Annotated in this window: 21 protein-coding genes; 10 read left to right on the top strand and 11 right to left on the bottom strand. The window is 72.1% G+C overall.

Features of this window, described 5'->3' with window-relative positions; all coding sequences use genetic code 11:
- The first annotated feature begins 72 nt into the window (after window positions 1–72).
- Together OXR63_RS14515 and OXR63_RS14510 are read left to right on the top strand one after the other, a co-directional pair.
- Window positions 73–762: a TetR/AcrR family transcriptional regulator C-terminal domain-containing protein gene (locus OXR63_RS14515; RefSeq protein ID WP_267424408.1), complete on the top strand. Its 690-nt coding sequence runs from the start codon at window positions 73–75 to the stop codon at window positions 760–762.
- Complete coding sequence (locus OXR63_RS14510) at window positions 759–1448, top strand: TrmH family RNA methyltransferase (protein ID WP_267424406.1); 690 nt, start codon at window positions 759–761, stop codon at window positions 1446–1448. The genes OXR63_RS14515 and OXR63_RS14510 overlap by 4 nt, the downstream gene beginning before the upstream one ends.
- A gap of 145 nt (window positions 1449–1593) precedes the next feature.
- Here the strand turns inward: OXR63_RS14510 and OXR63_RS14505 are convergent, their stop codons facing one another.
- The gene (locus tag OXR63_RS14505) at window positions 1594–2601 is read right to left on the bottom strand and encodes a LacI family DNA-binding transcriptional regulator (RefSeq protein WP_267424404.1); all 1008 of its coding nucleotides are present in this window, start codon (window positions 2599–2601) and stop codon (window positions 1594–1596) included.
- 189 nt (window positions 2602–2790) lie between these two features.
- On the opposite strand from OXR63_RS14505, the gene OXR63_RS14500 reads away from it, so the two are divergent.
- Together OXR63_RS14500 and OXR63_RS14495 are read left to right on the top strand one after the other, a co-directional pair.
- A complete protein-coding gene (locus tag OXR63_RS14500) occupies window positions 2791–4242 on the top strand; it encodes a sugar porter family MFS transporter (protein WP_308202164.1) in 1452 nt (483 codons plus the stop codon).
- Window positions 4243–4514: 272 nt separating this feature from the next.
- Window positions 4515–5315, top strand: a complete 801-nt coding sequence (locus OXR63_RS14495) for an NAD-dependent epimerase/dehydratase family protein (protein ID WP_267424402.1) — start codon at window positions 4515–4517, stop codon at window positions 5313–5315.
- A gap of 41 nt (window positions 5316–5356) precedes the next feature.
- Here the strand turns inward: OXR63_RS14495 and OXR63_RS18470 are convergent, their stop codons facing one another.
- From OXR63_RS18470 to OXR63_RS14480, 3 genes are read right to left on the bottom strand one after another with little or no spacing between them, the layout of a single operon-like run.
- The gene (locus OXR63_RS18470; RefSeq protein ID WP_267424400.1) at window positions 5357–7588 is read right to left on the bottom strand and encodes a YhgE/Pip domain-containing protein; all 2232 of its coding nucleotides are present in this window, start codon (window positions 7586–7588) and stop codon (window positions 5357–5359) included.
- The gene (locus OXR63_RS14485; RefSeq protein WP_267424399.1) at window positions 7585–8280 is read right to left on the bottom strand and encodes a hypothetical protein; all 696 of its coding nucleotides are present in this window, start codon (window positions 8278–8280) and stop codon (window positions 7585–7587) included. The genes OXR63_RS18470 and OXR63_RS14485 overlap by 4 nt, the downstream gene beginning before the upstream one ends.
- On the bottom strand, window positions 8277–8939 hold the full coding sequence (locus OXR63_RS14480) for a TetR/AcrR family transcriptional regulator (RefSeq protein ID WP_267424397.1): 663 nt from the start codon (window positions 8937–8939) through the stop codon (window positions 8277–8279). The genes OXR63_RS14485 and OXR63_RS14480 overlap by 4 nt, the downstream gene beginning before the upstream one ends.
- A gap of 151 nt (window positions 8940–9090) precedes the next feature.
- On the opposite strand from OXR63_RS14480, the gene OXR63_RS14475 reads away from it, so the two are divergent.
- The 3 genes from OXR63_RS14475 (at window position 9091) to OXR63_RS14465 (ending at window position 14086) form a co-directional block, all read left to right on the top strand.
- Entirely contained in the window at window positions 9091–12690 is a 3600-nt protein-coding gene (locus OXR63_RS14475) for a S8 family peptidase (protein ID WP_267424395.1), read from the top strand.
- Between the two features lie 166 nt (window positions 12691–12856).
- A complete protein-coding gene (locus tag OXR63_RS14470; protein ID WP_267424393.1) occupies window positions 12857–13027 on the top strand; it encodes a hypothetical protein in 171 nt (56 codons plus the stop codon).
- Between the two features lie 141 nt (window positions 13028–13168).
- Window positions 13169–14086 (top strand): glycosyltransferase, encoded by a 918-nt coding sequence (locus tag OXR63_RS14465; protein WP_267424391.1) that lies wholly within the window; start codon window positions 13169–13171, stop codon window positions 14084–14086.
- 68 nt (window positions 14087–14154) lie between these two features.
- Here the strand turns inward: OXR63_RS14465 and OXR63_RS14460 are convergent, their stop codons facing one another.
- From OXR63_RS14460 to OXR63_RS14450, 3 genes are all read right to left on the bottom strand, one after another.
- On the bottom strand, window positions 14155–14328 hold the full coding sequence (locus OXR63_RS14460; RefSeq protein ID WP_267424389.1) for an antitoxin: 174 nt from the start codon (window positions 14326–14328) through the stop codon (window positions 14155–14157).
- Window positions 14329–14416: 88 nt separating this feature from the next.
- Window positions 14417–15301, bottom strand: a complete 885-nt coding sequence (locus OXR63_RS14455; RefSeq protein WP_267424388.1) for a L,D-transpeptidase — start codon at window positions 15299–15301, stop codon at window positions 14417–14419.
- A 74-nt stretch (window positions 15302–15375) separates the two neighbouring features.
- A complete protein-coding gene (locus tag OXR63_RS14450; RefSeq protein ID WP_267424386.1) occupies window positions 15376–16671 on the bottom strand; it encodes a hypothetical protein in 1296 nt (431 codons plus the stop codon).
- Between the two features lie 312 nt (window positions 16672–16983).
- Here OXR63_RS14450 and OXR63_RS14445 point away from each other — a divergent pair, with 312 nt between their 5' ends.
- Together OXR63_RS14445 and OXR63_RS14440 are read left to right on the top strand one after the other, a co-directional pair.
- A complete protein-coding gene (locus OXR63_RS14445; protein ID WP_194627786.1) occupies window positions 16984–18282 on the top strand; it encodes an adenylosuccinate synthase in 1299 nt (432 codons plus the stop codon).
- Complete coding sequence (locus OXR63_RS14440; RefSeq protein ID WP_267424385.1) at window positions 18282–18902, top strand: arsenate reductase/protein-tyrosine-phosphatase family protein; 621 nt, start codon at window positions 18282–18284, stop codon at window positions 18900–18902. The genes OXR63_RS14445 and OXR63_RS14440 overlap by 1 nt, the downstream gene beginning before the upstream one ends.
- Window positions 18903–18959: 57 nt before the next feature.
- On the opposite strand, the gene OXR63_RS14435 is transcribed toward OXR63_RS14440, so the two are convergent.
- A complete protein-coding gene (locus OXR63_RS14435; protein WP_267424384.1) occupies window positions 18960–19937 on the bottom strand; it encodes a hypothetical protein in 978 nt (325 codons plus the stop codon).
- A gap of 86 nt (window positions 19938–20023) precedes the next feature.
- Here OXR63_RS14435 and OXR63_RS14430 point away from each other — a divergent pair, with 86 nt between their 5' ends.
- Window positions 20024–20470 carry a hypothetical protein gene (locus OXR63_RS14430; RefSeq protein ID WP_267424383.1) on the top strand — a complete coding sequence of 149 codons (447 nt, stop codon included), beginning with the start codon at window positions 20024–20026 and terminating at the stop codon, window positions 20468–20470.
- A 9-nt stretch (window positions 20471–20479) separates the two neighbouring features.
- Here the strand turns inward: OXR63_RS14430 and pip are convergent, their stop codons facing one another.
- The 3 genes from pip to OXR63_RS14415 form a co-directional block, all read right to left on the bottom strand.
- Window positions 20480–21451: a prolyl aminopeptidase gene (pip, locus tag OXR63_RS14425; protein ID WP_267424382.1), complete on the bottom strand. Its 972-nt coding sequence runs from the start codon at window positions 21449–21451 to the stop codon at window positions 20480–20482.
- Window positions 21452–21569: 118 nt separating this feature from the next.
- Window positions 21570–22862, bottom strand: a complete 1293-nt coding sequence (locus OXR63_RS14420) for a PP2C family protein-serine/threonine phosphatase (RefSeq protein ID WP_267424381.1) — start codon at window positions 22860–22862, stop codon at window positions 21570–21572.
- 129 nt (window positions 22863–22991) lie between these two features.
- Window positions 22992–23747 (bottom strand): CPBP family intramembrane glutamic endopeptidase, encoded by a 756-nt coding sequence (locus OXR63_RS14415; protein ID WP_267424380.1) that lies wholly within the window; start codon window positions 23745–23747, stop codon window positions 22992–22994.
- Window positions 23748–23846: the final 99 nt, after the last annotated feature.

Here is a 23846-nt window from a genome sequence, read left to right as displayed (position 1 = left end):
TGCCACGTTCAGGTGCACCAAGACCGACCCCGGCTAGGGTTTCCGGACACGTCCCGATCCGAGGAGGAGCTCGTGCTCGTCGACCCGACCGCCACGGCCACGTCCCCCGGTCCCGCCACCCAGCCGCGTCGACGCGGGCGCCCGAACGTCCTCAGCCGCGAGCAGGTCATCGACGCCGCGACCGTGATCGCGAACGAGGACGGCCTCGACCGTCTGTCCTTCCGGGCGCTCGGGCTCCGGCTCGGCGTCGCCCCGATGACGGTGCACCGGACCATCGGCGGCCTCGACGACCTCCACGCCGAGCTCGTCCGCCGCACCGTCGACGAGTTCACCGCGACGTTCGTCTGGCCGGCCGCGTGGCAGGACGTCGTCAGGACCTTCGCCGTGACCTTCCGCGAGCTGATGACCACGCACCCCCTCGTGCTCGAGTCGCACAGCCGCCGCGCGCCGCTGGTGTCGAGCGAGTCGGACGACGTCCTCGCCACCGTGGTGGAGGCGCTCCGTGCCGCGGGACTGCCCGACGCCGAGGCGATGTACACGTTCTTCGTCGTCTACGACTTCGTGGTGGGGCACGCGGGCGTCCAGGTCGGGCGCGGCGACACCGAGGCCGGTCGCCCGGAGCGGCAGCAGCTCGTGGGGGAGATCCTCGGTGAGCACTCGTACGACGACCGCTTCGCCCTCGGGCTCGACATCCTGCTCGCGGGCATCGAGGCCCGGGTGGCCGCCGTCGGCTCCGTGGCCGCCGTACCCTCGGAGTCGTGATCGACCAGCCCGAGCCCTCGCACGAGCACGAGCACGCGCCCGAGCCCTCGCACGAGCGCACCACGCACGGGGTCGGCCCGCACCCGGAGCCCTGGCCGGACGACCCCCGGCTCGACCCGGAGCTGCTGCGGCTCGGCGACACCCGCAACGTCGTGGACGCCTACCGGTACTGGTCGATGGAGGCCATCGTCGCCGACCTCGACACCCGCCGGCACGGGTTCGACGTGGCGATCGAGAACTGGCAGCACGACCTCAACATCGGGTCGATCGTGCGGAGCGCCAACGCGTTCCTGGCCGGCACCGTGCACATCATCGGGCGCCGCCGTTGGAACCGCCGCGGCGCGATGGTCACCGACCGCTACCAGCACGTGCGGAACCACCCGGACGTGGCCGCGTTCCTCGAGGCCATGCGTGCCGAGGGCCGTCCGGTGATCGCGATCGACAACACCCCGGGTGCCGAACGGATCGAGACCGCGGAGGTCCCGGAGCGCTGCGTGTTCCTCTTCGGGCAGGAGGGCCCCGGGCTGACCGACGAGGCCGTCGTCGGCGCCGACGGGCACCTCGAGATCGCTCAGTTCGGGTCGACGCGGAGCATCAACGCCTCGGCCGCCGCCGCGATCGTCATGCACACGTGGATCGTCCGGCACGCGACGCCCGGCGAGGCGCCGGGTCCCGGAGGCCGCTGAGATCGCACTCCGTGTCGCCTCGCGGCGCGCGGAGACGACACGAAGTGCGATCTCACCGGATCACGGGCCGGATCACGGGCCGGATCCGCGGGGCAGACCGGGCTGGCGTGACGGACGCGGGACGGGCCTCCAGCCCGGGTGTGGGTCAGCGCGGGGCGGTCGTGCGCCGCGCGACCAGGTGGGGTTCGACGAGGACCTCCGTGGCGACGAGGCCCGGATCGGCGATCCGGGCGAGCAGTCGCTCGCCGGCCCCGCGGCCGATCTCGACGCTGCGGTCGTCGATGCTCGTCAGGCCGACGAACCGCGTCGCGGCGATCGGGGTGTCGTCGTAGCCGATGACGGAGACGTCCTCGGGGACGCGCAGGCCGCGGGCGGCCAGCTCGGACATCGCGCCGAGCGCCATGACGTCGTTCGCCGCGAAGACCGCGGTGACGTCGGGGTGCTCGTCGAAGAGCGCACGGGCAGCGCGCATGCCGGCGTCCTCGGTCAGCTCCTCCGGGAGGATCGTGGTGACGACCGTCGCGCCGGTGCGGCCGTCCGCGACCCCGGCCTCGAAGCCGGCCCGCCGCTCGACGGCGGCTGCGGACCGCGCGCCGACGAAGCCGAGCGTGGTGTGGCCGAGGCCGAGCAGGTGCTCGGCGGCCATCCGGCCGCCGGCGCGGTCGTCGTTCGCGACGGTGTCGGCGCGGGGGATCGCGACGCGGCCGCCGGCGATGACGATCGGGGTGGACGCGGGGACGGCGAGGTCGGTCTCGGGCTCGCCGGCGATGACGATGCCCTCGACGCGCATCGAGAGGAAGCCCTCGACCGGTGAGGCGTCGAGCCCGGTGTTGAGGAACCGGTCGGCGACGACGAGGCGGTGGCCCTGGTCCTGCAGGGACTCGCGGAGACCGGTCAGCAGGTCGACGAACCACTGGTTGCGGAAGTCGTCGAGCACGACGCCGATGGTCCGGCTGCGGGTGCCCGCGAGCGAGACGGCTGCGGTGGAGGGGCGGTAGTCGAGCTCCTGGATCGCCTGCAGCACGGCCGCGCGGCGCTGGTCGCTCACGCGCGGGGACCGCTGCAACACGAGCGAGACGAGCGACTTCGACACCCCTGCTCGGGCGGCGACGTCGTAGATCGTCGCTGGTCTGGCGTCTCCCACAGTCATCATCGACCTCTCGGCTCGGGTGACCTGATCGTAGCGGTGCGTCCTGGGGCGATGTCGATGCCGATGGCGCGCTCCAACGCTGATCAGGGGTTTCCCTTTTCGGCAACTTGGTCTTATTGTCATGACATGAGCCCGCGACGGCGCAGCACCGCTGCCCGACGTGAGACCGTTTCCTTGACCAACGGAGGACAAGTGGCAACCGCGCAGACCAGCCCAGCACCCGGAACGGGTGCGCTGCCCCCGCTCGTGAACGGCCCGCACACCAAGCGACTCGGCATCGTCGCCGTCATCGCGACCTTCGGCGGGCTGCTCTTCGGGTACGACACCGGCGTCATCAACGGTGCTCTCCAGCCGATGCTCGACTCGGGCTTCGTGCCGAACGCCACGGCCGAGGGGTTCATGACCTCGTCCATCCTGATCGGCGCCGCGATCGGGGCGTTCTTCATCGGACGCATCTCCGACGCCTGGGGCCGCAAGCCCACGATCAACACCCTGGCGGTGCTGTTCTTCTTCGCCGCGGTCGCCTGCGTCCTCGCGCCGTCGTGGGAGTTCCTCATGGTGTCGCGGCTCTTCCTCGGCGTCGCGGTCGGCGGTGCGTCGGTCACCGTGCCGGTGTTCCTCGCCGAGCTCGCCCCGACCGAGAACCGCGGCGGGCTGGTCAGCCGCAACGAGCTGATGATCGTCACCGGGCAGCTCGCGGCCTTCGCCATCAACGCGGTCATCGGCACGATCTGGAGCGAGGACGGCAACGTCTGGCGCTACATGCTCTCCGTCGCGGTGCTGCCGGCGATCGCCCTGTTCATCGGGATGTTCACCGTTCCCGAGAGCCCGCGCTGGCTGCTCGGCAAGGGCCGGAGGGAGGACGCACTCGCCGTCCTCAAGCAGATCCGTGCGTCCGACCGGGCCGAGGCCGAGATGGCCGAGGTCGAGGAGCTCGCCGCCCAGGAGGCCGAGGCCAAGCGGGCCCGCATCAGCGACCTGCTGGCGGCACCGTGGCTCCGGAAGATCCTGTTCATCGGGATCGGGCTGGCCGTCGCGCAGCAGCTGACCGGCATCAACTCGATCATGTACTACGGCACGCAGGTGCTCACCGAGTCCGGGTTCTCCGGCTCGACGGCCCTGATCGCCAACGTCGGCTCGGGCATCATCGCCGTGCTCGCGATGGTCGTGGCACTGCGGGTCATCAACCGCTTCGGGCGGCGCACGATGCTGGTCTTCGGGTTCACCGGCACGACGGTGTTCCACCTGCTCATCGGGCTGTCGTCGCTCGTCCTGCCCGAGGGAACCCTGCGCGCGGTCGTCGTGCTGGTGTTCGTCATCTGCTTCGTCGGCACCATGCAGGGCACGATCGGGCCCCTCGTCTGGCTGATGCTCTCGGAGATCTTCCCGCTCAAGCTCCGCGGCGTGGGCATGGGGCTCACGGTGCTCATCCTCTGGCTGACGAACTTCGCGGTGTCGACGCTGTTCCCGATCGTGGTGAGCGCGACGGGCATCTCGACGACGTTCTTCATCTTCGCGGTGCTGAACGCCCTGGCGCTGGTCTTCGCGATCACGAAGGTGCCGGAGACGAACGGCCGGTCGCTCGAGCAGCTCGAGGAGGACTTCTCCACCGGCGCGATCTACACGCAGAAGGCGCGCGGGTAGGGGCTCCACGGGAACGTGTGGGGGCCGTGCGGCGCGGGGCGTCGCGCGGCCTCGCTGCACGACGGACTTCGTCCGCGGCGTCGACGGATCCGGCGCTCCTTCCCCGTGTTCCCGGAACCGGATCCGTCATCGGGCGGGGCGAGGACGGCTTCGGGATGCCTCCTCGGCCCTGGCGCACCTGGCGGCACGGGCACACCCGGCGGCACTGGCACACCTGGTGACACTGGGACACCTGGCGGCGCTCTTCGGGAGGTCCGCGTAGCCTCCGCGGCATGGCGACGCTGCTCATCACCGGTGCGGCCGGGCGGATCGGGACGGCCCTGCGCCCTCGGCTCCGTGCCGCTGGACACGACCTCGTGCTGCTCGACGAGCGGACACCCGACGACCCGGTCGTGGCGGGGGAACGGCTGGTGCTCGGGTCGGTGAACGACCCCGACGCCCTGGAGAACGCACTCGTCGGTGTGGACACGATCGTCCACCTGGCCGGCATCCCGTCCGAGACCGACTGGGACGCCCTCGTCACGGCGAACCTCACTGGGACGAAGAACGTGCTGGAACGCGCGGGCGAGAACGGCGTCCTCCGCGTGGTGCAGGCGAGTTCCATCCACGCGGTCGGTCGCGTCGAGGAGGACGTCCCCGCCGGGAGCGTCCCGGGTGACCGGCTCCCGCGGCCGGACTGCTACTACGGCGTCACGAAGGCGGGCATGGAGCTCCTCGGCAGCCTGTTCGCCGACCGCTTCGGCATGTCGATCGTCTCCGCCCGGATCGGTGCCTTCGGGGAACGACCATCGTCGCGCCGGGCCCTGTTGATGTGGACGTCGGCCGACGACCTCGCACGGCTCGTGCTCGCGACGGTCGACCTCACCGAGCCCGGCCACCACGTCGTGTGGGCGCTGTCGCGGAACAGCGGCACGCCGGCCGACTTCGCCGCGGGGGAGGCGATCGGCTTCCACCCCGTCGACGACGCGCGGACGGTCCTCGACGCCGACGAGGTCGACGCGCTCCCCGACGAGGACACCCGCTGGCTCGGCGGCTCCATGGCCGTCGACCCCCTCGGCCGCCCCCGTCCCTGACGAGCGCGCGACCAACCCGCGCGCCTCGCTGCCCGCGCCCGCTACCCGATCAGGCTCGGGCGCAGGTCGCGCAGCGTGCGGGAGCGACCCTGGCGAGCGGCCACCACGTATGTGACGAGCAGCGCCCCGAGCATCCAGCACGCCAGCACGCCCGCGTCGGACCACACCGCACCGGTCGACCCGCCGTACATCGTCTGGCGCAGGGCGTCGACGGAGTACGACATCGGCAGGGCGAAGTGGAGCGCTGCCAACGGCCCGGGCAGGGTCTGCCACGGGAACGTGCCACCGGCCGTGACGAGCTGCACGAGCATGAGCACGAGGCCGAGGAACTGCCCGACGGACCCGAGCAGCACGTTGAGCGCCATCAGGATCGCCGCGAACGTCGCCGAGGCCAGCACCATCACGCCGATCGTCGCCGCGGGCCACTGCACGCCGAGGTCGAGGGCGAACCGCACGATGAAGAACAGCGCCACCATCTGCACGACACCGAGCACCACGGGCGTGAGCCACCCGCCGAGGACGATCCGCAGCGGCTTCCGCACCGCGGTGATCGCACGCTTCGAGATCGGTCGGAGGATGAGGAACAGCGCGTACATGCCGATCCACGCCGCGAGCGAGATGAAGAACGGGGCCAGGCCGGCGCCGTAGTTGTCAGCCGCCGCCACGTTGTCGTCGCCGACCCGCACCGGGTCGGAGATGACCGACGCCTGCGACGCGCGCTGGGACGCGGTCGACGCCGGGATCTTCGTCCGCCCCTGATCGAGCGAGTCCGCCAGCGTCGACGACCCGGACTTCAGCGCGTGCAGCCCGGTCGCGAGCGACTTCGCGCCGTCGTCCGCCGTGGCCGTCCCCGTCGCGAGCGACTGGGCGCCGTTCGTCAGCGTCGGTGCCGAGGCCGCGAGCGTCGACGTGCCCGAGGCGACCTGCGCGGCCCCGTTCGACAGCGTCGACGCTCCCGAGGCCGCCGTCCCGATGCCGTTCGACAGGGCGGGTGCCGCTGCGGCGAGCTTCCCGGTGCCCGCGGCCAGGGAGTCCGAGCCGTCGGAGAGCCGCTGCACGCCGGAGGTCAGCGCCGGGGCCTGGGTCGCGAGCTGTGACGCCCCTGCGGCCACCTGCGCGCTGCCCGTCTGGAGCGCGCCGAGGCTGCCGGAGAGTGCCGTCGCACCCGTCCCGAGCTGCTGGCCCGACGTGGCGAACTGGTCGAGCGTGGCGAGCAGCGCCGTCTTCTGGTCAGCAGGCAGCGCCGAGGCCTCGACGAGGGGACGCAGCTGTGCCGCCAGCGCGGGGGAGTCCTTCGCGACCTGCTGGACGCCGGCGATGAACGGTGCGGCGTCGTCAGCCAGCCGCGCGTTGCCGTCGGCGACGCGGGTCGCTCCCTGCGCGAGCGTCGCGGAGTCTTCCGGCAGGCTCGCGGTCTGGTCGCGCAGCTGGTGCAGCCCGGACTGGAGCTGCTTCGCCCCGGTGTCGAGCTGGCTCGTCTGCGCGGGCAGGGACGCCGTCTGCTCCTGCAGCGTCGACAGCCCGGAGGACAGCGACGCCGCCCCGGTCGCGACCTGCTGCGCGCCGTCGTTCAGCTTGGTGGTCTGCGCCGGCAGCGCCTTCGTGCCCGACGCGAGCTGTGCCGCGCCGTCCCGGAGCTGCGACGTCCCCGCTGCCAGCTGGTCCGCGCCGTTCGACGCGGAGGCCGCACCCGACGCGAGCGTCCCGGCGCCGTCGACCGCGTCGCCGAGGCTGTCCCGCACGTCGGCGAGCCCGACGAGCAGGGTCTTCGCCGCCTGCCTGCCGACCTGTTCGGCCACCGCGGTGCGCATGGTCTTGCCGGCCTGCTCCGCGATCGTGGAGGCGAGGTAGGAGTTCGTGTCCGCCGTCGTCATCACGAGTCGGGCGCGCTTCGGGTCGTCGGACTGCGCCGACACGAGCGACTCGGAGAAGTCGTGCGGGATCGTCACGACGAAGTCGTAGGTGCCGTTGCGCACGCCGGAGCGTGCCTCGGCCGCCGAGGCCCGCTCCCACTTGAAGTCGCCGCCGTCGATCGCACGCTTCGCGACGTCCTTGCCGTAGTCCACGGTGTGGCCGTCGAGCGTCGCGCCGGCGTCCTGGTCGACGATCGCCGCCGGGACCTGGTCGAGCTTGGCGTAGGGGTCGCGGTTGGCCCAGAGGTAGGCGCCGCCGTACAGCAGCGGCACGACCATGAGCGCGATGAACGCCAGGCGTGCGAGCGGGGTCGCGGTGAGTCGCGCGAGTTCGGCGCGGACGAGCGAGGTGGTGGTCACGAGCGGGTCTCCAGGGGAGCGGTTGCTGCGGTTGCGTCAGGGTCAGGGACAGGATCGGACGGGAGGCTCGGCTCGGCCGGCACGGGGATGGTCGCCAGGAGCTGCGCTGCCGTCTCGGCCGCGGCCTTCGAGGTGACGAGCACGACGGTCACGCCGCGTGCCGCCACGTCACGGACGACGGCGAACCAGTCGGCCACGACACCGCCGTGGCGCTCCGGCGACGTGATGACCAGGGCCGTCACGCCCTCGCGGAGCAGGGCGAGCTCGCTGAGGAGCCGGACCCGCACGTCGGTGGGCACGCGCTGCACGTGGGTGTCGGCGTACGCGGACATGCCGAGTTCGTCGAGCACGGTGTCGACGTGCTCGCGGGAGGGGCGGCGCTCGGCGAACGCCAGCTCCTCGCGCACGATGCGGCGGAGCGTCATCACCGGGAAGGGCTCGGCGATGCCCGGGGTGTCGACGAGGGCCACCGCGCGACGGAGTGCCGCGGCGTCCTCGTGTCCGTCGAGGAGCACCCGGCCGCTGTCGGGCTGCATCCGCCCGCCGGCGACGAGCGACGCGAGCACCGGGGCCTGCTCGGTCTCCACGGCCAGGATGCCCGGGCGGTGCGGGCCGGCGACGGCGGAGACGACGGGCAGGGGTGCGCCCGGTTCGTCGCCGATGCCGGCGTGGTCGATCTCGATGGTGGTCATGCTGACTCCTCGGGGACGGAGCGGGCGGAGCTGACGGAGCTGACGGGTCCGGTGAGCATCGCCGTGCGCCAGTCGATGCCCGCCATGCCGAGGGCCGAGACGACCACCATGCGGCGGCCGTCCTCGTCCGACGTGCCGGAGCGGGTGGCCTCGTCGAGCACCGCGATGCACGCGCCCTCGACCAGGCGTCCGAGTGTGGCCGCGTCCACGTCCGAGCGCATCGAGCCGTCGGCGATGCCGAGCGCGCAGGCCTCGCGCACCTGGGCCCGCAGCGGCGCGAAGACCTCGGCGACGGAGGCGCCGAACGGGTCCCGCACGGCGATGCGCGCCATCGACCGGACATGGGAGACCTCGGACCAGAGGGTGACGGCGATGGCCGCGATGCGCGCTGCCGGGGGGAGTTCCCCGAGGTCGGTCGTGGTCGGCATCGCGGCGAGGATCCGGGCGGCACCCGCGGTCACGACGGCCCGGACGAGGTCGTCGCGCGAGGGGAAGTGTCCGTAGACCGCACGGCGCGAGAGCCCGGCGTCGGCCGCGATCGTCTCGAGCGATGCGTCCGGATCCCGCTGGAGTGCTGTCTTCGCGGCGTCGATCAGGGCCGCCCGGTTCTCGGTGGCGTCGCGGCGGGGTGCGCGCGGAGGGGTCTCGGATCCGGTCATGTGGACATCGTAATAACGTGCACACACCTGTGCAAGTTAACGGTTCCGCGTGCCCCGTTCGGGTGCCGTCCCCCAAAGTGCCGACTCCCTGCCCTGAGAGGAGACACATAGCTTCAGGGGAATTCCCCCAGCATTCCGGACGGAGCAACACGTGCGCCAACCCACTCCATCAGACCCCAGACGACGCAGCATCAGCAGGATCGCGGTCGCGCTCGCCGCGGCCGGCGCGCTGACCTGCGGCGGCCTGGCCCTCGGCGGGACGGCGTCCGCCGCACCCGCGGGCCTCTCGGCCGCCGACCTCAAGCTCGCGGCGCCGCTGCGGGACGCCAAGCCGCAGAAGACCGTCGCCGCCTTCGTCCGGACCACCGGCGAGGGTGTCCTGGCGGTCGACGCCAAGGCCAAGGGCGGCGACCTCACCCGCTCGAAGACCCCGTCGGCGGCCGCGAAGCAGCGGCTGTCCGCGGTCACCTCGACGGTCGCGAAGGTGCGCGCCGCGGTGCAGCAGGCCGACGATGACGCGACCGAGCTCTACGCGACCGAGTACACCGTCCCCGGTGTCGCCGTGGTCGCGGACGTGTCGGCGCTCAAGGAGATCGCCGAGCGCTCCGACGTCGCCAGCGTCATCCCGCTGACGCCGAAGAAGATCGTCGACCCGACCAGCAGCGAGCCCGCCGGCGCCACCCCGAGCGGCGTGGACCCCGACGCGGTCAAGCCCGGCGTCGACGGCGTCACCCCGAAGAACGCGGCGAGCGACATCTACACGCGCTCGCTCGACGCCTGGCAGCAGACCGGCCACACGGGCAAGGGCGTCAACGTCGCCGTGCTCGACACCGGCCTCGACTACACGCAGGCCGACTTCGGTGGCCCCGGCACCACGGCGGCCTACGACGCGGCGCTGGCGAGCACGAGTGCGCCGGACCCCAGCTGGTTCGACGCCGACAAGTTCCTCGGTGGCCACGACTTCGCCGGCCCCACGTACAACGCCGACCCGTCGAGCCCCGCGTACGACCCGACCCCGCAGCCGGACGAGAACCCCATCGACGGCAAGGGCGGCGACCACGGCACCCACGTCTCCGGCACCATCGCCGGCTACGGGCTGGCCGCCGACAAGACGACCTTCACCGGGAGCTACAAGAAGCTCACCACGCAGCAGGTGCAGGACATGTGGATCGGTCCGGGCACCGCGCCCGAGGCCGGCCTCTACGCCCTCAAGGTGTTCGGTGACGCCGGCGGTTCGACCGACGTCACGGGTGCGGCGCTCGACTGGGTGGGCCAGGCGCTGACCGAGGGCAAGGACATCAACGTCCTCAACCTGTCGCTCGGCTCCGACTACGGCGCACCGGACGACCCCGACAACGCGAAGATCGACGCGCTCACCGCACGCGGTGTCCTGCCGGTCATCGCCTCGGGCAACGCCGACGACTTCACCGACATCGGTGGTTCGCCGGGCAACGCGGAGGGCGCCCTGACGGTCGCCGCGAGCGCCACCGGCCAGAGCCTGTTCGACGGTGTCCGTGCGACCGCCCCGGCGGACGTCGCGAAGACCTACGCCGCGCAGTACTCGCAGAACTACCAGGGCACGCTGCCGGTCGAGGGTGACGTCGTCGTCCCGACCAGCAACGTCGACGGTTGCACGGCCTTCAGCGCCGCTGACGCCGCAGCCATCGCGGGCAAGGTCGTCTGGCTGAAGTGGACGGACGGCGCCCTCGAGTGCGGTTCCGGTGTCCGCTTCACCAACGTCCAGGCCGCCGGCGGTGTCGGCGTCCTGCTCGCCGGGACGATCAACACCTTCGACAGCGGCATCGCGGGGAACACGACCATCCCGGGTGCCGAGCTGACCAAGGACAGCGCGGCGAACCTCCAGGCCGCTGCCCAGGCCGGGACCCTGCACGTGCAGTTCGCCGACGAGCTCAAGGGCTTCCAGCTCGCGACCGACGCCGACGCGGTGAACACGCTCGCGCAGTTCACCAGCCGTGGTGTCCACGGGTCGTTCGACGACATCGTCAAGCCGGACATCGCCGGCCCCGGGGTCAACGTGATCTCCGCGGCCAACGGCACCGGTGACGGCCGCATGTCGATGAGCGGCACCTCGATGGCGACCCCGGACGTGGCCGGCATCGCCGCGCTCACGTTCGAGTCCCACCCGACGTGGTCGGCTCCCGACGTCAAGGCGACGCTGATGAACACGGCGACGCACGACGTCCGCGACGGTGACGGCACCGCCACCCTGCTCCGCCAGGGCACCGGCCGCGTCGACGCGCTCCAGGCGGTCACCGCCGGCACCACGGTGCGGAGCGTCGAGAACGACCAGCTCGTCACGGCGTCGTTCGGCGTCGTCGAGGTCGCCTCGCCGACCACCGAGAAGCGCACGCTGCAGATCAAGAACACCGACGGCCGACCACACACGTACGACGTGGCCTACGAGTCCCGCGTCGCCCAGGGCGGCGTCGCGTTCTCGATCGACAAGCCCCGCGTCACGGTCGTCCCGCACGGCACCGCCACCGTCACCCTGACGATGACGATCGCCGACCCGACCAAGCTGACCCGCACGATCGACCCCACCCAGGAGTCGGTCCAGCAGGGTTACCAGCGCGAATTCGTCGCAGCGGCCACCGGTCTCGTGACCTTCACGCCGACCGAGAAGCGGTACAACCCGCTGCGCCTCGCGACCTACGCGGCCCCGAAGGCGGTCAGTGCGGTGCACGGCTCGGACGTCACCTTCGCGGCGACGTCGTCCACGGCGGACCTGGCGCTCGCCGGTCGCGGAGTGAACGGAGCCCTCGTGGCCCCGTTCGTCCTCGGCGGCACCGACCCGCAGGAGTCGTTCCCGGACGGCTCGGCGAAGCAGTCGCTGCAGGCGGCCGACGTGCGCACCTTCGGTGCGAGCGCGGCTGACGGCACGCTGGCGTTCGGTGTGCAGACGGCTGGTCCTGACGCCAACCCGGGCGCCGTGACCAACGTCGAGGTGCTCATCGACACGGACCGCGACGGCACGCCGGACTACCTGGTGTACGACGCGAAGTCGGCAGCGGTGGACGCCACCCTCGCGACGACGATCGACCTCGCCACGGGGGAGACGCTCGACGCGCAGCCGCTGAACGGAGGGGCGCCCGGCCAGGACGTCAACACGTTCGACAGCGCGGTGAAGGTGCTGACCGTCTCGCAGCAGGCGATCGGCGTCACCGGGGCGTTCGACTACTCGGTGCTCACCGAGTCGGCGTACGCACCGGCCCAGGCGACGAGCGGCTCCGCGGTGGTCGACGAGACCTCCACGGCCACGTTCGACCCGTCCGCTCCCGGGCTCACCTTCGCCCAGGGCGGCACCGCCGGTGTGCTGTTCTCCGACGCCGGGTCGCTCCAGGTGACCCGTGCCGCGGACAGCACGACGACGCCGCGCATCCTGCTGCTGCACCTGCACAACGCGGTCGGCGACCAGGCGGACGTGCTGTCGGCCTCGGTCGCGGCACCGGTCCTGGCGCTCCGTGAGGGCAGCGCGGTGACCGTGTCGGGCACGCCGACGGTCGGCAAGAAGCTGACCGCCAAGCCCGGCGACTGGAACGCCCGCGGTGTCACGTACGCCTTCCAGTGGCTCCGTGACGGTGTGGCCGTCGAGGGTGCCGACGAGAAGACGTACAAGCTCGGCTCCTCGGACGCGGGACACCGCTTCCAGGTCCGCGTGACGGCATCGGCGACGGGGTACCAGGACGGCACGGCGACCTCCGCGCCGACCGCGCCGATGGCCAAGCGCTAGTCAGCCACTTCGAGGGAGCAGGAATCGTCGGGTCGCAGGTCCGGGCTCGACGATTTCTGCTCCTTCGTTCTCGTGCGGCACGAGAACGCCGCACGAGAACGCGGCCCCAGTGCGGCTCCCGGACAGGTAGTTAGACAAACTAGTGATCGCGTGGCACGGTGGAGCCATGGCAGCGACGAACCCCCTGATGCAGCTCCGGCAGAACCCGCTCGAGTGGCGTCGCCGCGGGCTCACGCCGCCGGACGTCATCCAGGCGATGGTCGCAGAACGCCTCGCGGAACCCGGCCACAACCAGCCGGTGGGGGACCCCAGCTACGCCGACTTCTTCCGGGTCTGAACCAGGGAGGGCACCGCGGACGCGTTCGGGTCGCGGACCGCGGATGAGGACGACGGGAGGCCCGGTGCCAACTGGCACCGGGCCTCCCGTCGCTCCGTCTCCAGCATCGACATCTGAAATACCAGATGGTACGATCGCACGATGCGATCAGCTCTGCCCGTCGTCCCCGACGTCGACATCGTCCTCGTGCACTTCCACTCGGATCGTGCACTGCTGGCTCGGTGCCTGACCTCGATCGACCGGGCAGCAACGGCCGCCGGACTGCGCGTCCACCTCGTCATCGTCGACAACGGCGGGACGGTCCCGGTCGAGCTGGTCCCGAGCAGCATCCACTGCCGCGTGGTCGACGCCGGTGGGAACGTCGGGTTCGGCAGGGCCGTCAACCGGGGTGTCCGCGAAGCGACCGCCCGGTGGGTCCTCGTGCTCAACCCGGACGCCGCCCTCGCCGACGACGCGCTCGCGGGGTTCGTCTCGGCCGGCGAGCAGCATCGAACCGCCCTCATGGTCGGCCTGATGAGCCGCGCGGGCGAGGTCGAGATCGACGCCTACGTCGACTGGGACTTCTCCGTGGAGCGGCTCCGCAAGCGCGCGCGATGGGCGCTGGACCCAGCAGCGAGCGGGCCCGTCCCGGTCGAGAAGGTCAGCGGCGGAGCACTCTTCGCCGACACCGCCCTGCTCCGGTTGCTCGGACCGTTCGACGAGCGGTTCTTCATGTACTGCGAGGACGCGGACCTGTCCCGCCGAGCCCATGCGGCTGGCATCCCCACCCTGCTCGTCCCGACCGCGCGGATCGAACACGCCCGCTCGGCTTCCGAGGCCTCGTTCCACCCGGTGGTCGAGGCCGCCCGCGCCGACGGCGCGATCCGCGTCACCACGCTCCATCGCGCCCGGCGGGTCGCACTCCTGCAGCGCGCCGAACTGCTCGCGGTGACGCTGCTCGGGCTCGTTCCCGGTCGGCTGGACCGCGCAGGCCGGACCGCGCGCCGGGCCCGCTTGCGGTCCGTGGCCAGGTGGGGTCTCCGGCGTGACGTCGAGCGGTTCGCCCCGGATCCGGGATGACGACGGACGGGAGGCCCGGTGCCAGCTGGCACCGGGCCTCCCGTCCGTCGTTCCGACCGTCGTGGCGGTCAGTGACCGATCTTGTCGTCGGCGGCTTCCGCAGCCTTGTCGATCTGGTCGCCGTGGCCACCACCGGTGGCCTTGTCGGCCGCGTCCGAGGCCTTGTCGAGACCGGCGTCCGTCGCCTTCTCGCCCTTGTCGCTGTTCGCGAAGTCCTTCGCCTTGTCACCGAGGTCACTCATGTGGTGCTCCTTGTCGTCGTGGGTCTGGACCACCCACGCTGCTCGCCGGGTCCCGAGTACGGGTCCAGCGTCGGACGACGTCGGTGCGCTACGCGACGATCTGCACGACCGTGCCGAGGGGCAGGGCGTTGACCGCGTCCACGGCGTCTCCGTCGAGGCGGACGCACCCGTGCGAGACGGCACCACGCGCGACGGACTCGTAGTGCACGCCGATCAGGCCGCCGTCGTGCCCGCCGTACGGTTCGTCCGCGGCGGACGAGTGCAGCGTCGTCAGCTGGATGGGGTGCACCGTCTGGTTCTGCGCCGGGTCGAGGTAGCGGGCCTGGATGTACCCGATCACGCCCGTCGGGGTCGGGGTGCCGCCCGCGCCGACGCCCGCCGGGAACTCCTTGACGGTCGTGCCGTCCGTCCCGACGATGGCGACCGTCTGCTTGCCGACGGAGATCACGACGTGGTCCGCCAGCGCCGTCTTCTTCGTCAGCAGGTCGCGGCGGATCCACGCGGCACTCTGCGCGGCGGCGCCGGACTTCACCGCGGACGGGAGCGCCTGCCGCGCCGGCGTCATCACCATCGCCCACGCGCCGGACACCTGGACGGGGACGACCACCGTCGGGTCGCCCAGGAAGTTCTTCGCCGCCAGGCGAGCGACCGGCTTCGTGCGGTCGTCGCCGTACAGGGGCGCGTCGGCGCTGATCGTGTAGGACTCGTCAGCGGTCTTCGGGATCGTGGCGTCGTAGTAGGGGAGCAGCCCGCCGATGACGGCGGCGTACTGCGCTTCGGGCAGGGTCGAGACGACCGCGGCGCTCGGCGACCGGTACGGGTCAGCGGTCGGGGTCGGGGTCGCGCTCCGGGACGTCGTCGGCTTCGTGCTCGTCGTGGTGCTCTGCGCGGTGCAGGCGGTCAGCCCGAGGGTGAGCAGGAGCGCGGCGGCGAGCGTGGTGCTCGCCACCCGGACGGTGCGGGTGCGGGGCATGCGGTGGTTCCTCCGGTGGAACGCGAACGGGAGCACGACCGATGGTCGTGCCCCCGTCTGCGGATCTGGTGTGACTAGCCTGCGACGACCGGGAGGGTGCCGGCGGGACGGGTGCCCGTGGTCGGCGCGGTGCCGGTGCCGGGCGTGGTGCCGGTGACCGGCGCGGTGCCCGTCGCGACGGCGGGCAGGGTGATCGAGAAGTCGATCGAGTCGACGACGGTGAGGTCGGCGTCGACCTCGCCGACCGTCAGGTCCTGCGTGGTCGCCGCCGAGTCGGAGAACGTGCCCGTGGTGGTCCACGAGCCGTCCGCCGCCACGATGGTGGCCGGGGCGACGACGTCACCGTCGGCGCTGACCACGGCGATCGCGTCGCCGGGGGTGCCCTTGCCCGAGTACGTCACGGTGCGCGACGCGACCTTGGAACCGTCGGTCGGGGTGACGAGCGTCAGGGGCGTGGCGACCGGGGCGGTCTCCGCTGCCGGGAGGGTGATCGTGAAGGACACGGTCCCCTGACCCTGGCCGCCACCGACCTGGTTGACGGAGAGGTTCTGCACGACGGGGGCGTCGTCGGCGAAGGTGCCCGTGGTGGTCCACGATCCGTCAGCCGCGACGAGCACCTGCGGCGCGACGCGGTCGCCCGCGGCGTTCAGGGTGTTGACGAGGTCGCCCGGGGTGCCGGTACCCGTGAAGGTGACGGTGCGCGAGCCGACGGTCGTGCCGTTCTTCGGGGTCGTCAGCGAGAACTGCTCGGCCGGGGTCGCTGCCTCGGCGGCGGCGGTGAAGCTGCCCTGCGCCTGGATCTGCAGGTTGTTGTTCTCCTCGAGCACGTTGTACGTCACCGGGGTGGTGCCGGCGCTCGCGGGGATCTCGTACGTGAAGGACCAGTTGCCGGCCGCGTCGATGCGCGTGCGGGCGATGGGGGCCGACTGCGGGTCGATCTGCACCGTGTTGCCGGGGGTGCCGGTGCCGGACGCCGTGATCGTGCGGCCGGAGACCGTGTGGCTCGTGATGGCGAAGCCAGGCTGCGCGGCGACGGTGATCGTGGTGCTGCCGTCGGAGTTCAGACCGTTCTGCTGGTCGAGCTCGTAGGTGTGCGCCGCGGTGTCGGGGAGCGTGTAGGTGATCTTCCAGGTGCCGTCGGCGGCGATCACGAAGCGCTCCGCCGGGAAGCCCTTCTGCAGGATCACGTTCTCGCCGGGGGTGCCGAGACCCGTGAGGGTCAGCACGCCGCCGGTGACGGTCTGGCTGGTGACCTTGAGGTCGGCCGGGTCGGCGTTGGCGGGGGTGGCGACGAGGGCGACGCCGCCGACGACGATGGCGGCGCAGACCGGCAGGGCCATGGCCTTCTTGGTCCAGAAGGACGTGTTCATCGTTGAACTGCTCTCTCCGTGCGGCAGGTGGCACGGCGATCGGGCACCGGGGCTCGGACGAGCGCCGGTTGATGCCGCACGGGTGTGGCACCGGGAGGACGGGGCGGGAAACCCCGAGGCATCGTCAGGTGAACGACGCGCTCCGAACACTACGTCGGAACCGGGCGATCGTTCCGACTCGGAACGAATTGTCCCCCGTTCTGGGGTCGGAGTGGGTCAGGGGCCCCGACGCGGAGATGGACGTCCGATAGACTCGGGTGGACCACCGGCCCGACGCCGTGTGAGGTCCTCCGCCAACGTGAGGAGAACCAGATGCCCGCAGCAGTCATCATCGGCGCCCAGTGGGGCGACGAGGGCAAGGGGAAGGCCACCGACCTCCTCGGCAGCCGCATCGACTACGTCGTGAAGTTCAACGGCGGCAACAACGCCGGCCACACGGTCGTCGTCGGCGGCGAGAAGTACGCGCTGCACCTGCTGCCCTCCGGCATCCTCACGCCCGGTGTCACCCCGGTCATCGGCAACGGCGTCGTCGTCGACCTCGAGGTCCTGTTCCAGGAGCTCGACGCACTCAAGGCCCGCGGCGTCGACGTGTCGAAGCTCCGCGTCTCCGCGAACGCCCACGTCATCACGCACTACCACCGCACCATCGACAAGGTGACGGAGCGCTTCCTCGGCAAGCGCCAGATCGGCACCACCGGTCGCGGCATCGGCCCGACCTACGCGGACAAGATCAACCGCGTCGGCATCCGGATCCAGGACATCTTCGACGAGAACATCCTGCGGCAGAAGGTCGAGGCGGCACTCGACCAGAAGAACCACCTGCTCGTGAAGGTCTTCAACCGCCGCGCCATCGACGCCGAAGAGGTCGTCGAGTCGCTGCTGTCCTTCGCCGACCGCCTGCGTCCGATGGTCGCGGACACGGCCCTCGAGATCCACCGAGCGCTCGAGCGCGGCGAGACCGTCCTGTTCGAGGCCGGCCAGGCCACCATGCTCGACGTCGACCACGGCACCTACCCGTTCGTGACGTCCTCGTCCGCGACGGCCGGCGGCGCCGCGACCGGCTCCGGCATCGGCCCGGGCAAGCTCGAGCGCATCATCGGCATCGTCAAGGCGTACACGACCCGCGTCGGCGCCGGCCCGTTCCCGACCGAGCTGTTCGACGAGTCGGGCGAGTTCCTCCGCGCCAACGGCTTCGAGTTCGGCACCACCACGGGTCGACCGCGCCGCTGCGGCTGGTACGACGCCCCGATCGCCCGCTACACGGCGCGCATCAACGGCGTGACCGACTTCGTGCTCACCAAGCTCGACGTGCTGACCGGGCTCGAGACGATCCCCGTCTGCGTCGCCTACGAGGTCGACGGCCAGCGAGTCGACGAGGTCCCGGTCTCGCAGTCGGACTTCCACCACGCGAAGCCCGTCTACCAGGACTTCCCGGGCTGGACCGAGGACATCACCGGCGTCCGCGAGTTCGAGGACCTGCCGAAGAACGCGCAGGACTACGTGCTCGCGGTCGAGGCCATGTCCGGCGCGCGGATCTCCGCGATCGGCGTCGGCCCGGGCCGCGACGCCATCGTCGTCCGCCACGACCTGCTCGGCGAGCGCGGGGCCTGATGCGCGTCCTGTTCGTCTGCAGCGGCAACATCTGTCGGTCGCCGCTGGGCGCGCAGGTCCTGGAGGCCCGGCTGACGCCCGGCACATCGGCGGCGGTCGGGTCCGGGGCTGCGTCCGAGTCCATGGCTGCGTCCGAGTCCGGGGCTGCGTCCGGCTTCGTCGTGGAGTCCGCGGGGACCATCGCCGACGACGGCGCCGCCATGGACGAGACGGCAGCGGCGCAGTCCCGTCGGCTCGGGGGTGACCCGTCAGCGCACCGGTCCCGGTACCTGACCGCCGAGATCGTCGAGGCTGCGGACCTCGTCCTCACCGCCGAGCGCTCGCACCGGGCGGCCGTCGTGTCGCTCGCACCCCGGGCCTCGCGTCGGACGTTCACGATCAAGCAGTTCGCCCGGGTGCTCGACGGGCTGGAACCCGGTGACCTGGCAGACGTGCAGTCCCCGCAGGACCTCGTCGACCGGGTCGCCCGGCTCCGCGGGGTCGTGCCGCCGCCCGCCGATCCCGCCGACGACGACGTGGACGACCCCTACCGCCGCTCCGAGGCCACGCACGAGCGGGTCGCGGACGAGATCGACGCCGCGCTGGCGACGGTCGCGGACGCGCTGCGGGCGGTCAGTTAGACCAACCGACGCGGGCGGCGTCGCCGAGGCGGCTCGTCCGCCCGGTCGGCGACGCCGTCACTCGGGCAGCCGGTACGACCCGACCGTGACCGCGTGCGCACCCTGCCCGGCGAGGACCCGGACCACGGCGTCCGCCCGGGCGCGGTTCGGCACCGAGTCCTTCGCGGCCCAGGCCGCGAGCGCGGACTGCAGCTCGTGGTCGTTCGTCACGACCCGGGTCGTCACGGTGCCGCTGCGGTCCTCCGACTGCACGAACGCGGTGGCCGACGGCGACGAGTAGTAGACGCACGTGTCGAACCACGTGCGGGCGGTGCCCAGGTGCTCGTCGACGAACTTCGCGAGCCGCCGGGCCTGCGTCCGGACCTGCTGCGCGGGGGACGCCCCCTTCGCCTGCACCCGGACGCGCCACCAGTTCTCGGCCTCTTCCTCGTGGTTGAGCACCTTCCGGCTCTGCACCTGCACGGCGAACGGCGGCACGAGCGACGACTCGTCGACCAGGTTCCGGAACGCCGGGTGCACCGCGCTCGGCTTGCGGCCGTCGAACACGATGCCGCCCCAGCGCTTGCTCTCGATGACCAGGCCCCGGCCGGAGTCCGACACGAGCACGTGGTCCGCCTGCGCGACGAACCGCCGTTGCGAGCCCGTCTCCGTCTCGCCGACGGGCATGAAGACGACGTTGGTCATCAGCACGCCGTTGACGCCCGCACCCCGGCAGGCCCGCAGGATCGACTGCTCCGATGCCTCTTCCCACTGCATGCCCGTGCGGGCGAGCGCGCGGCTCTGCTCGGCCTCGGTCCGGGCGTCGCGCCGTTCCGCGTCCGCCGCGGCGACCTGCCGGTCGCGGTCCGCCTCGACGCGGGCGGTCGCCTCGCGGTGCTCCGACTCACGGCGCGCGAGTTCGTCGCGGCGGGCCCGCTCGGCGGCCTCGAGTGCGGTGCGGGCGGTGGATCGGTGGCGTTGCAGGAGGAGCACCAGGACGACCACCACGACGGCGAGCCCCCCGGCGACCACCCACGGCACGAAGGCGTCGGTCATGGGACCACCACACCATGCGGACCGGCCTGGAGGCTCGTCCCGCGTCGGCGCGTCCGCTCGCTTCCGCCCTGGGTACGGTGGGGCGCATGACGGAACGGCAGGCGGGAACCAGGGGCTGGTGGCTCTGGGCCGTCGGGGGCGCAGTCGTGTGCATCGGAGCGGGTGCCCTGCTCGAACCGTGGTTCCGCGCGACGTCCTCCACGGCGATCGGCTGGGCCATGTTCGCCGGGACCTCGTTCCCGGACCGCCGGCGGATCGACCTGCGGCAGCCGACGCTGTGGTGGGTGTCGGCGTCCATGGTGGTCCTGCTCGTCGGGCTGTCGCTGGTCCTCGGGGCGGTCGGGCTGAGCAACGACGACGACCGAACGGACAGCGTCGTCCCGGGTGCGGTCCTCGGCGGGGTGTTGATGGTCCTGGCCGCAGTCGGTCTCTTCGTGGTGCGCTTCCTGAGGCGCCGGCGCGCAGTCGACGCCGAGGTCGAGCGGGCCCGCGACGAGCAGTCCCCGTCGACGACGGCCGACGACCGCACCTGACCGCGTCGGTCAGCCCGCGGTGCCCGCGAACCGGTCGGTCGTCTCGATGAGGGCGTCGAGGATCCCCGGCTCGTCGAAGGCGTGCCCGGCGTCGTCGATCATCCGGAACTCGGCGGAGGGCAGCGCCCGATGCAGGTCCCACGCCGTGACCGCCGGCGTGCACAGGTCGTAGCGCCCCTGGACGATGACGGTCGGGATGCCCTCGAGCCGAGCGGCATCGCGGATCAGCTGCCTGTCCTCGAACCAGCCGTCGTGCGTGAAGTAGTGGTTCTCGATCCGGGCGAACGCCAGCGCGTACGTCGGGTCTGCGTACTGCGCCACGAGGTCCGGGCGGGGCAGGAGCGTGATCGAGGCCGCCTCCCAGCTCGCCCACGCAACGGCCGCCGGCCCGTGCGCGGCTGGGTCCGGATCGGCGAGCAGGCGCTCGAACACCCGGACCAGCCCGCCGGGGCGCCGCTCGTCCTCCGGCACCGGAGCGAGGTAGCCCTCCCACAGGTCGGGGAGCACGTTCGCGGCTCCGCCCTCGTAGAACCAGTCGATCTCGCTCTGCCGCAGCGTGAAGATCCCGCGGAGCACGAGTTCGGTCACCCGGTCCGGGTGCGTCTCGGCGTAGGCCAGCGCGAGCGCGGAGCCCCACGAGCCGCCGAACACCTGCCACGCGTCGATCGACAGGTGCTCGCGCAGCCGCTCGATGTCCTCGACCAGGGTCCACGTCGTGTTCGCGGACAGGTCCGTGGTGGGGTCGCCGGCGTGCGGCAGGCTGCGGCCGCAGTTCCGCTGGTCGAACAGCACGATCCGGTAGCGGGCGGGGTCGAAGAGGCGGCGGTGGTCCGGCGAGCACCCGGCGCCCGGCCCACCGTGCAGGAACACGACCGGCTTGCCGTCGGGGGAGCCGCACTCCTCCCAGTACACCTGCTGTCCGTCGCCGACGTCGAGCATGCCGGAGCGGGTGGGTTCGAGCGGTGGGTAGAGCTGGCGCACGACGGGTCCTCTCGGAACGACACGGGACCCGGTCACCGTACCGCTGTGGCGCAACCCGGTGACGGATGGGAGGCTCGGTGCCAGCTGGCACCGAGCCTCCCGTCCGGTGGTCCGTCGGTCAGACGGTGCGGGCCGAGACGTCGACGACGGGGGCGACCGCGGGCACCTGCGCTGCCTCGCGCCGGAGCACGACGACCGTCACGTCGTCGTCGTGCGGGACCTCGCCCGCTCGCGCGGACAGTGCCTGCACCAGGGCCTGCGGGTCGCGGTGCTCGCGGGTGAGCGCCGCGACGGCCTCGACCGCGTCGCCCTCGAAGAGGTCGAGGACACCGTCGCTGAAGGTCACGAGCGTGTCGCCCGGCTGCAGCACCGTGGTGGTCGTGCGCCAGGCGTTCAGCAGCTCGAGCCCGAGGCCGAGTGGCAGGTCGCCCGACAGCAGCCGCTCGACGTCACCGTTCGCGCGGATGATCGAGCTCAGGCCGTGGCCGGCGTCAGCCCACTGCAGCACGCCCTCGTCGGAGACGCGGGCGTGGAAGAGCGTGGTGAAGGTCACCTCGGAACTCAGGGTCTCGGCGGCCAGCCCGTCGGAGGCGCGCTTGAGTGCCTCGGAGGCGTCGTCCACCGTGCGCGCACTCCGCAGGGTCGACCGGACGGCGGCAGCGATGAGACCGGCTCCGACGCCCTTGCCCATCACGTCGCCCAGGCTGAAGGCGATGCCGCCCGGGGTCGGGTACCAGTCGAAGAAGTCGCCGCCGACGGTCTTCGCTGGCAGGCACGCACCGGCGATGCTGACGGAGTGGGCGGCGTCCAGGCTGGTGCTCGGCAGGAGCGAGCGCTGCACGGTGGCTGCCCGGTCGATCTCGGCCCGGACGGCGTCCTCGCCGATGCGAGCAGCAGCGACGCTCCGACGGGCGTTCCTCGCCAGTTCGTGGACGATGACGGCCACCGTGCCGAAGACGACGACGGTGATGCCCAGGCGGACGAGCTCGCTGCCGGCCGGCGGCTGGTCCGGGTTGATGACGAACGGCGTGAGGATCACGACGGCGACACCGACCGCGGCGTAGGCGATGTTCCACCGACCGGGCCGCGACGCTGCCCACACGACCGGCAGGATCACGAGCGACGTGAACACCGAGGCACCGTTGCCGGTGCCGGCGCGCAGCAGGGCGACGGCGATGAAGTCGATCGCGGGCAGGACCGCGCCGAGCAGCACGAGCCGGGGCAGTCCGGCCGCGGTCGCCGCCACCAGGGTCGCGATCGCCGTGACGACGAAGCTCGCGAGGAAGGCCTGGGCGTGCGTGATCTCGAGGACCGGCAGCGCCACGGTGAGCAACGCGGAGAGTGCGACGAACGCGCTGATCGGGGCCTGACGGACCAGCGGGTTGTCGTAGATGCTGGTTCGGCTTGGCATGCTCCCTGAAGTCTAGGGATCGTCAGTGCGGGCGTTGGCCCCTCTTCGGGGGCCTGGCGGGGGCCTGACGGGGGCCGGCCTGGGCCGCCGCGGGCCGCTTGCCGAAGGCCGCTTGCCGCTTGCTGCGGGTCAGCGCGGCCAGGTCAGGACGACGGCGACCGTGTTGAACAGCACGTGCGCCAGGATCGCGCCGCCGATGCGCCCGGTCATCGCCACGAGCGCGCCGGTGAGCAGACCGAGCAGGAACGTGGTGGTGAACACCTCGAAGCCGACCAGCGAGGACGCCGGGCTGCTGATCAGGACGTGCAGCAGTGCGAAGAGGATTGCGGTGAGCAGGACCGCGAGGAACCGGGTGCGCGGCGTCAGCGCATCAGCCAGCCGGCGCTGGAACAGCCCGCGGAACACGACCTCCTCGAGCACGGGGCTGACCACGCACACCCCGATCGCCGAGACGACGAGCAGGACCACGTCCGGCTGGCCCAGTGTGGGCGCCGGGCTCAGCCCGGACGTGCCGAAGAACGAGATCGACATGGCTGCGTCCACGGCGCGGCACACGATCACGATGCCGAGGGCGGCGATGGCGTCGCCCACGCCGAGGCCGAAGCTGAGACGGCTGGGGGCCGTCGGGCTGCCGGCTTCGCGGGCCATGTCCGGCCTGGAGGCTCGGCGCAGCACCCACAGCGCGCCGACGGTGAGCGGGACCCACACCGCCAGGTCCGCGGCCACAATCTGCAGAACCGGCGCGGGGATGCCGCCGCCCCGCGCGAAGCCGGTGACGAACCGTGCGAGGACGACCGCCACCCCGACCGCGACGAGCAGGGTGACGAGGTCGCGCTGGCGGGCGGTCTCGACGTCGGTGGTCGTCCGGTCGGGGGCGCTGCTCATGGCGACACCGTAGAGGACGCGGGGCCCACATCACGGAAACAGCCGAGGTCGACTCATTCGTGTGGCACTATTTCCATGCCGCTCGCTGGGACTACCCCG

Source organism: Curtobacterium sp. GC_Cur_3 (genome assembly GCF_026544205.1).
Taxonomy (GTDB): Bacteria; Actinomycetota; Actinomycetes; order Actinomycetales; family Microbacteriaceae; genus Curtobacterium.
Note: the sequence above shows the minus strand (reverse complement) of the source record. Positions and strands in the feature narration are given on the sequence as shown.

Excerpts from the sequence above, each read along its gene's own strand:
- OXR63_RS14495 (WP_267424402.1), top strand. The coding sequence starts at position 4,515 with ATGGCGACGCTGCTCATCACCGGTGCGGCCGGGCGGATCGGGACGGCC.
- OXR63_RS14460 (WP_267424389.1), bottom strand. The coding sequence starts at position 14,328 with ATGAGTGACCTCGGTGACAAGGCGAAGGACTTCGCGAACAGCGACAAG.
- OXR63_RS14440 (WP_267424385.1), top strand. The coding sequence starts at position 18,282 with ATGCGCGTCCTGTTCGTCTGCAGCGGCAACATCTGTCGGTCGCCGCTG.
- OXR63_RS14465 (WP_267424391.1), top strand. The coding sequence starts at position 13,169 with ATGCGATCAGCTCTGCCCGTCGTCCCCGACGTCGACATCGTCCTCGTG.
- OXR63_RS14480 (WP_267424397.1), bottom strand. The coding sequence starts at position 8,939 with ATGACCGGATCCGAGACCCCTCCGCGCGCACCCCGCCGCGACGCCACC.
- OXR63_RS14485 (WP_267424399.1), bottom strand. The coding sequence starts at position 8,280 with ATGACCACCATCGAGATCGACCACGCCGGCATCGGCGACGAACCGGGC.
- OXR63_RS14420 (WP_267424381.1), bottom strand. The coding sequence starts at position 22,862 with ATGCCAAGCCGAACCAGCATCTACGACAACCCGCTGGTCCGTCAGGCC.
- OXR63_RS14450 (WP_267424386.1), bottom strand. The coding sequence starts at position 16,671 with ATGAACACGTCCTTCTGGACCAAGAAGGCCATGGCCCTGCCGGTCTGC.
- OXR63_RS14435 (WP_267424384.1), bottom strand. The coding sequence starts at position 19,937 with ATGACCGACGCCTTCGTGCCGTGGGTGGTCGCCGGGGGGCTCGCCGTC.
- OXR63_RS14430 (WP_267424383.1), top strand. The coding sequence starts at position 20,024 with ATGACGGAACGGCAGGCGGGAACCAGGGGCTGGTGGCTCTGGGCCGTC.
- OXR63_RS14505 (WP_267424404.1), bottom strand. The coding sequence starts at position 2,601 with ATGATGACTGTGGGAGACGCCAGACCAGCGACGATCTACGACGTCGCC.
- OXR63_RS14455 (WP_267424388.1), bottom strand. The coding sequence starts at position 15,301 with ATGCCCCGCACCCGCACCGTCCGGGTGGCGAGCACCACGCTCGCCGCC.
- OXR63_RS14445 (WP_194627786.1), top strand. The coding sequence starts at position 16,984 with ATGCCCGCAGCAGTCATCATCGGCGCCCAGTGGGGCGACGAGGGCAAG.
- OXR63_RS14470 (WP_267424393.1), top strand. The coding sequence starts at position 12,857 with ATGGCAGCGACGAACCCCCTGATGCAGCTCCGGCAGAACCCGCTCGAG.
- OXR63_RS14415 (WP_267424380.1), bottom strand. The coding sequence starts at position 23,747 with ATGAGCAGCGCCCCCGACCGGACGACCACCGACGTCGAGACCGCCCGC.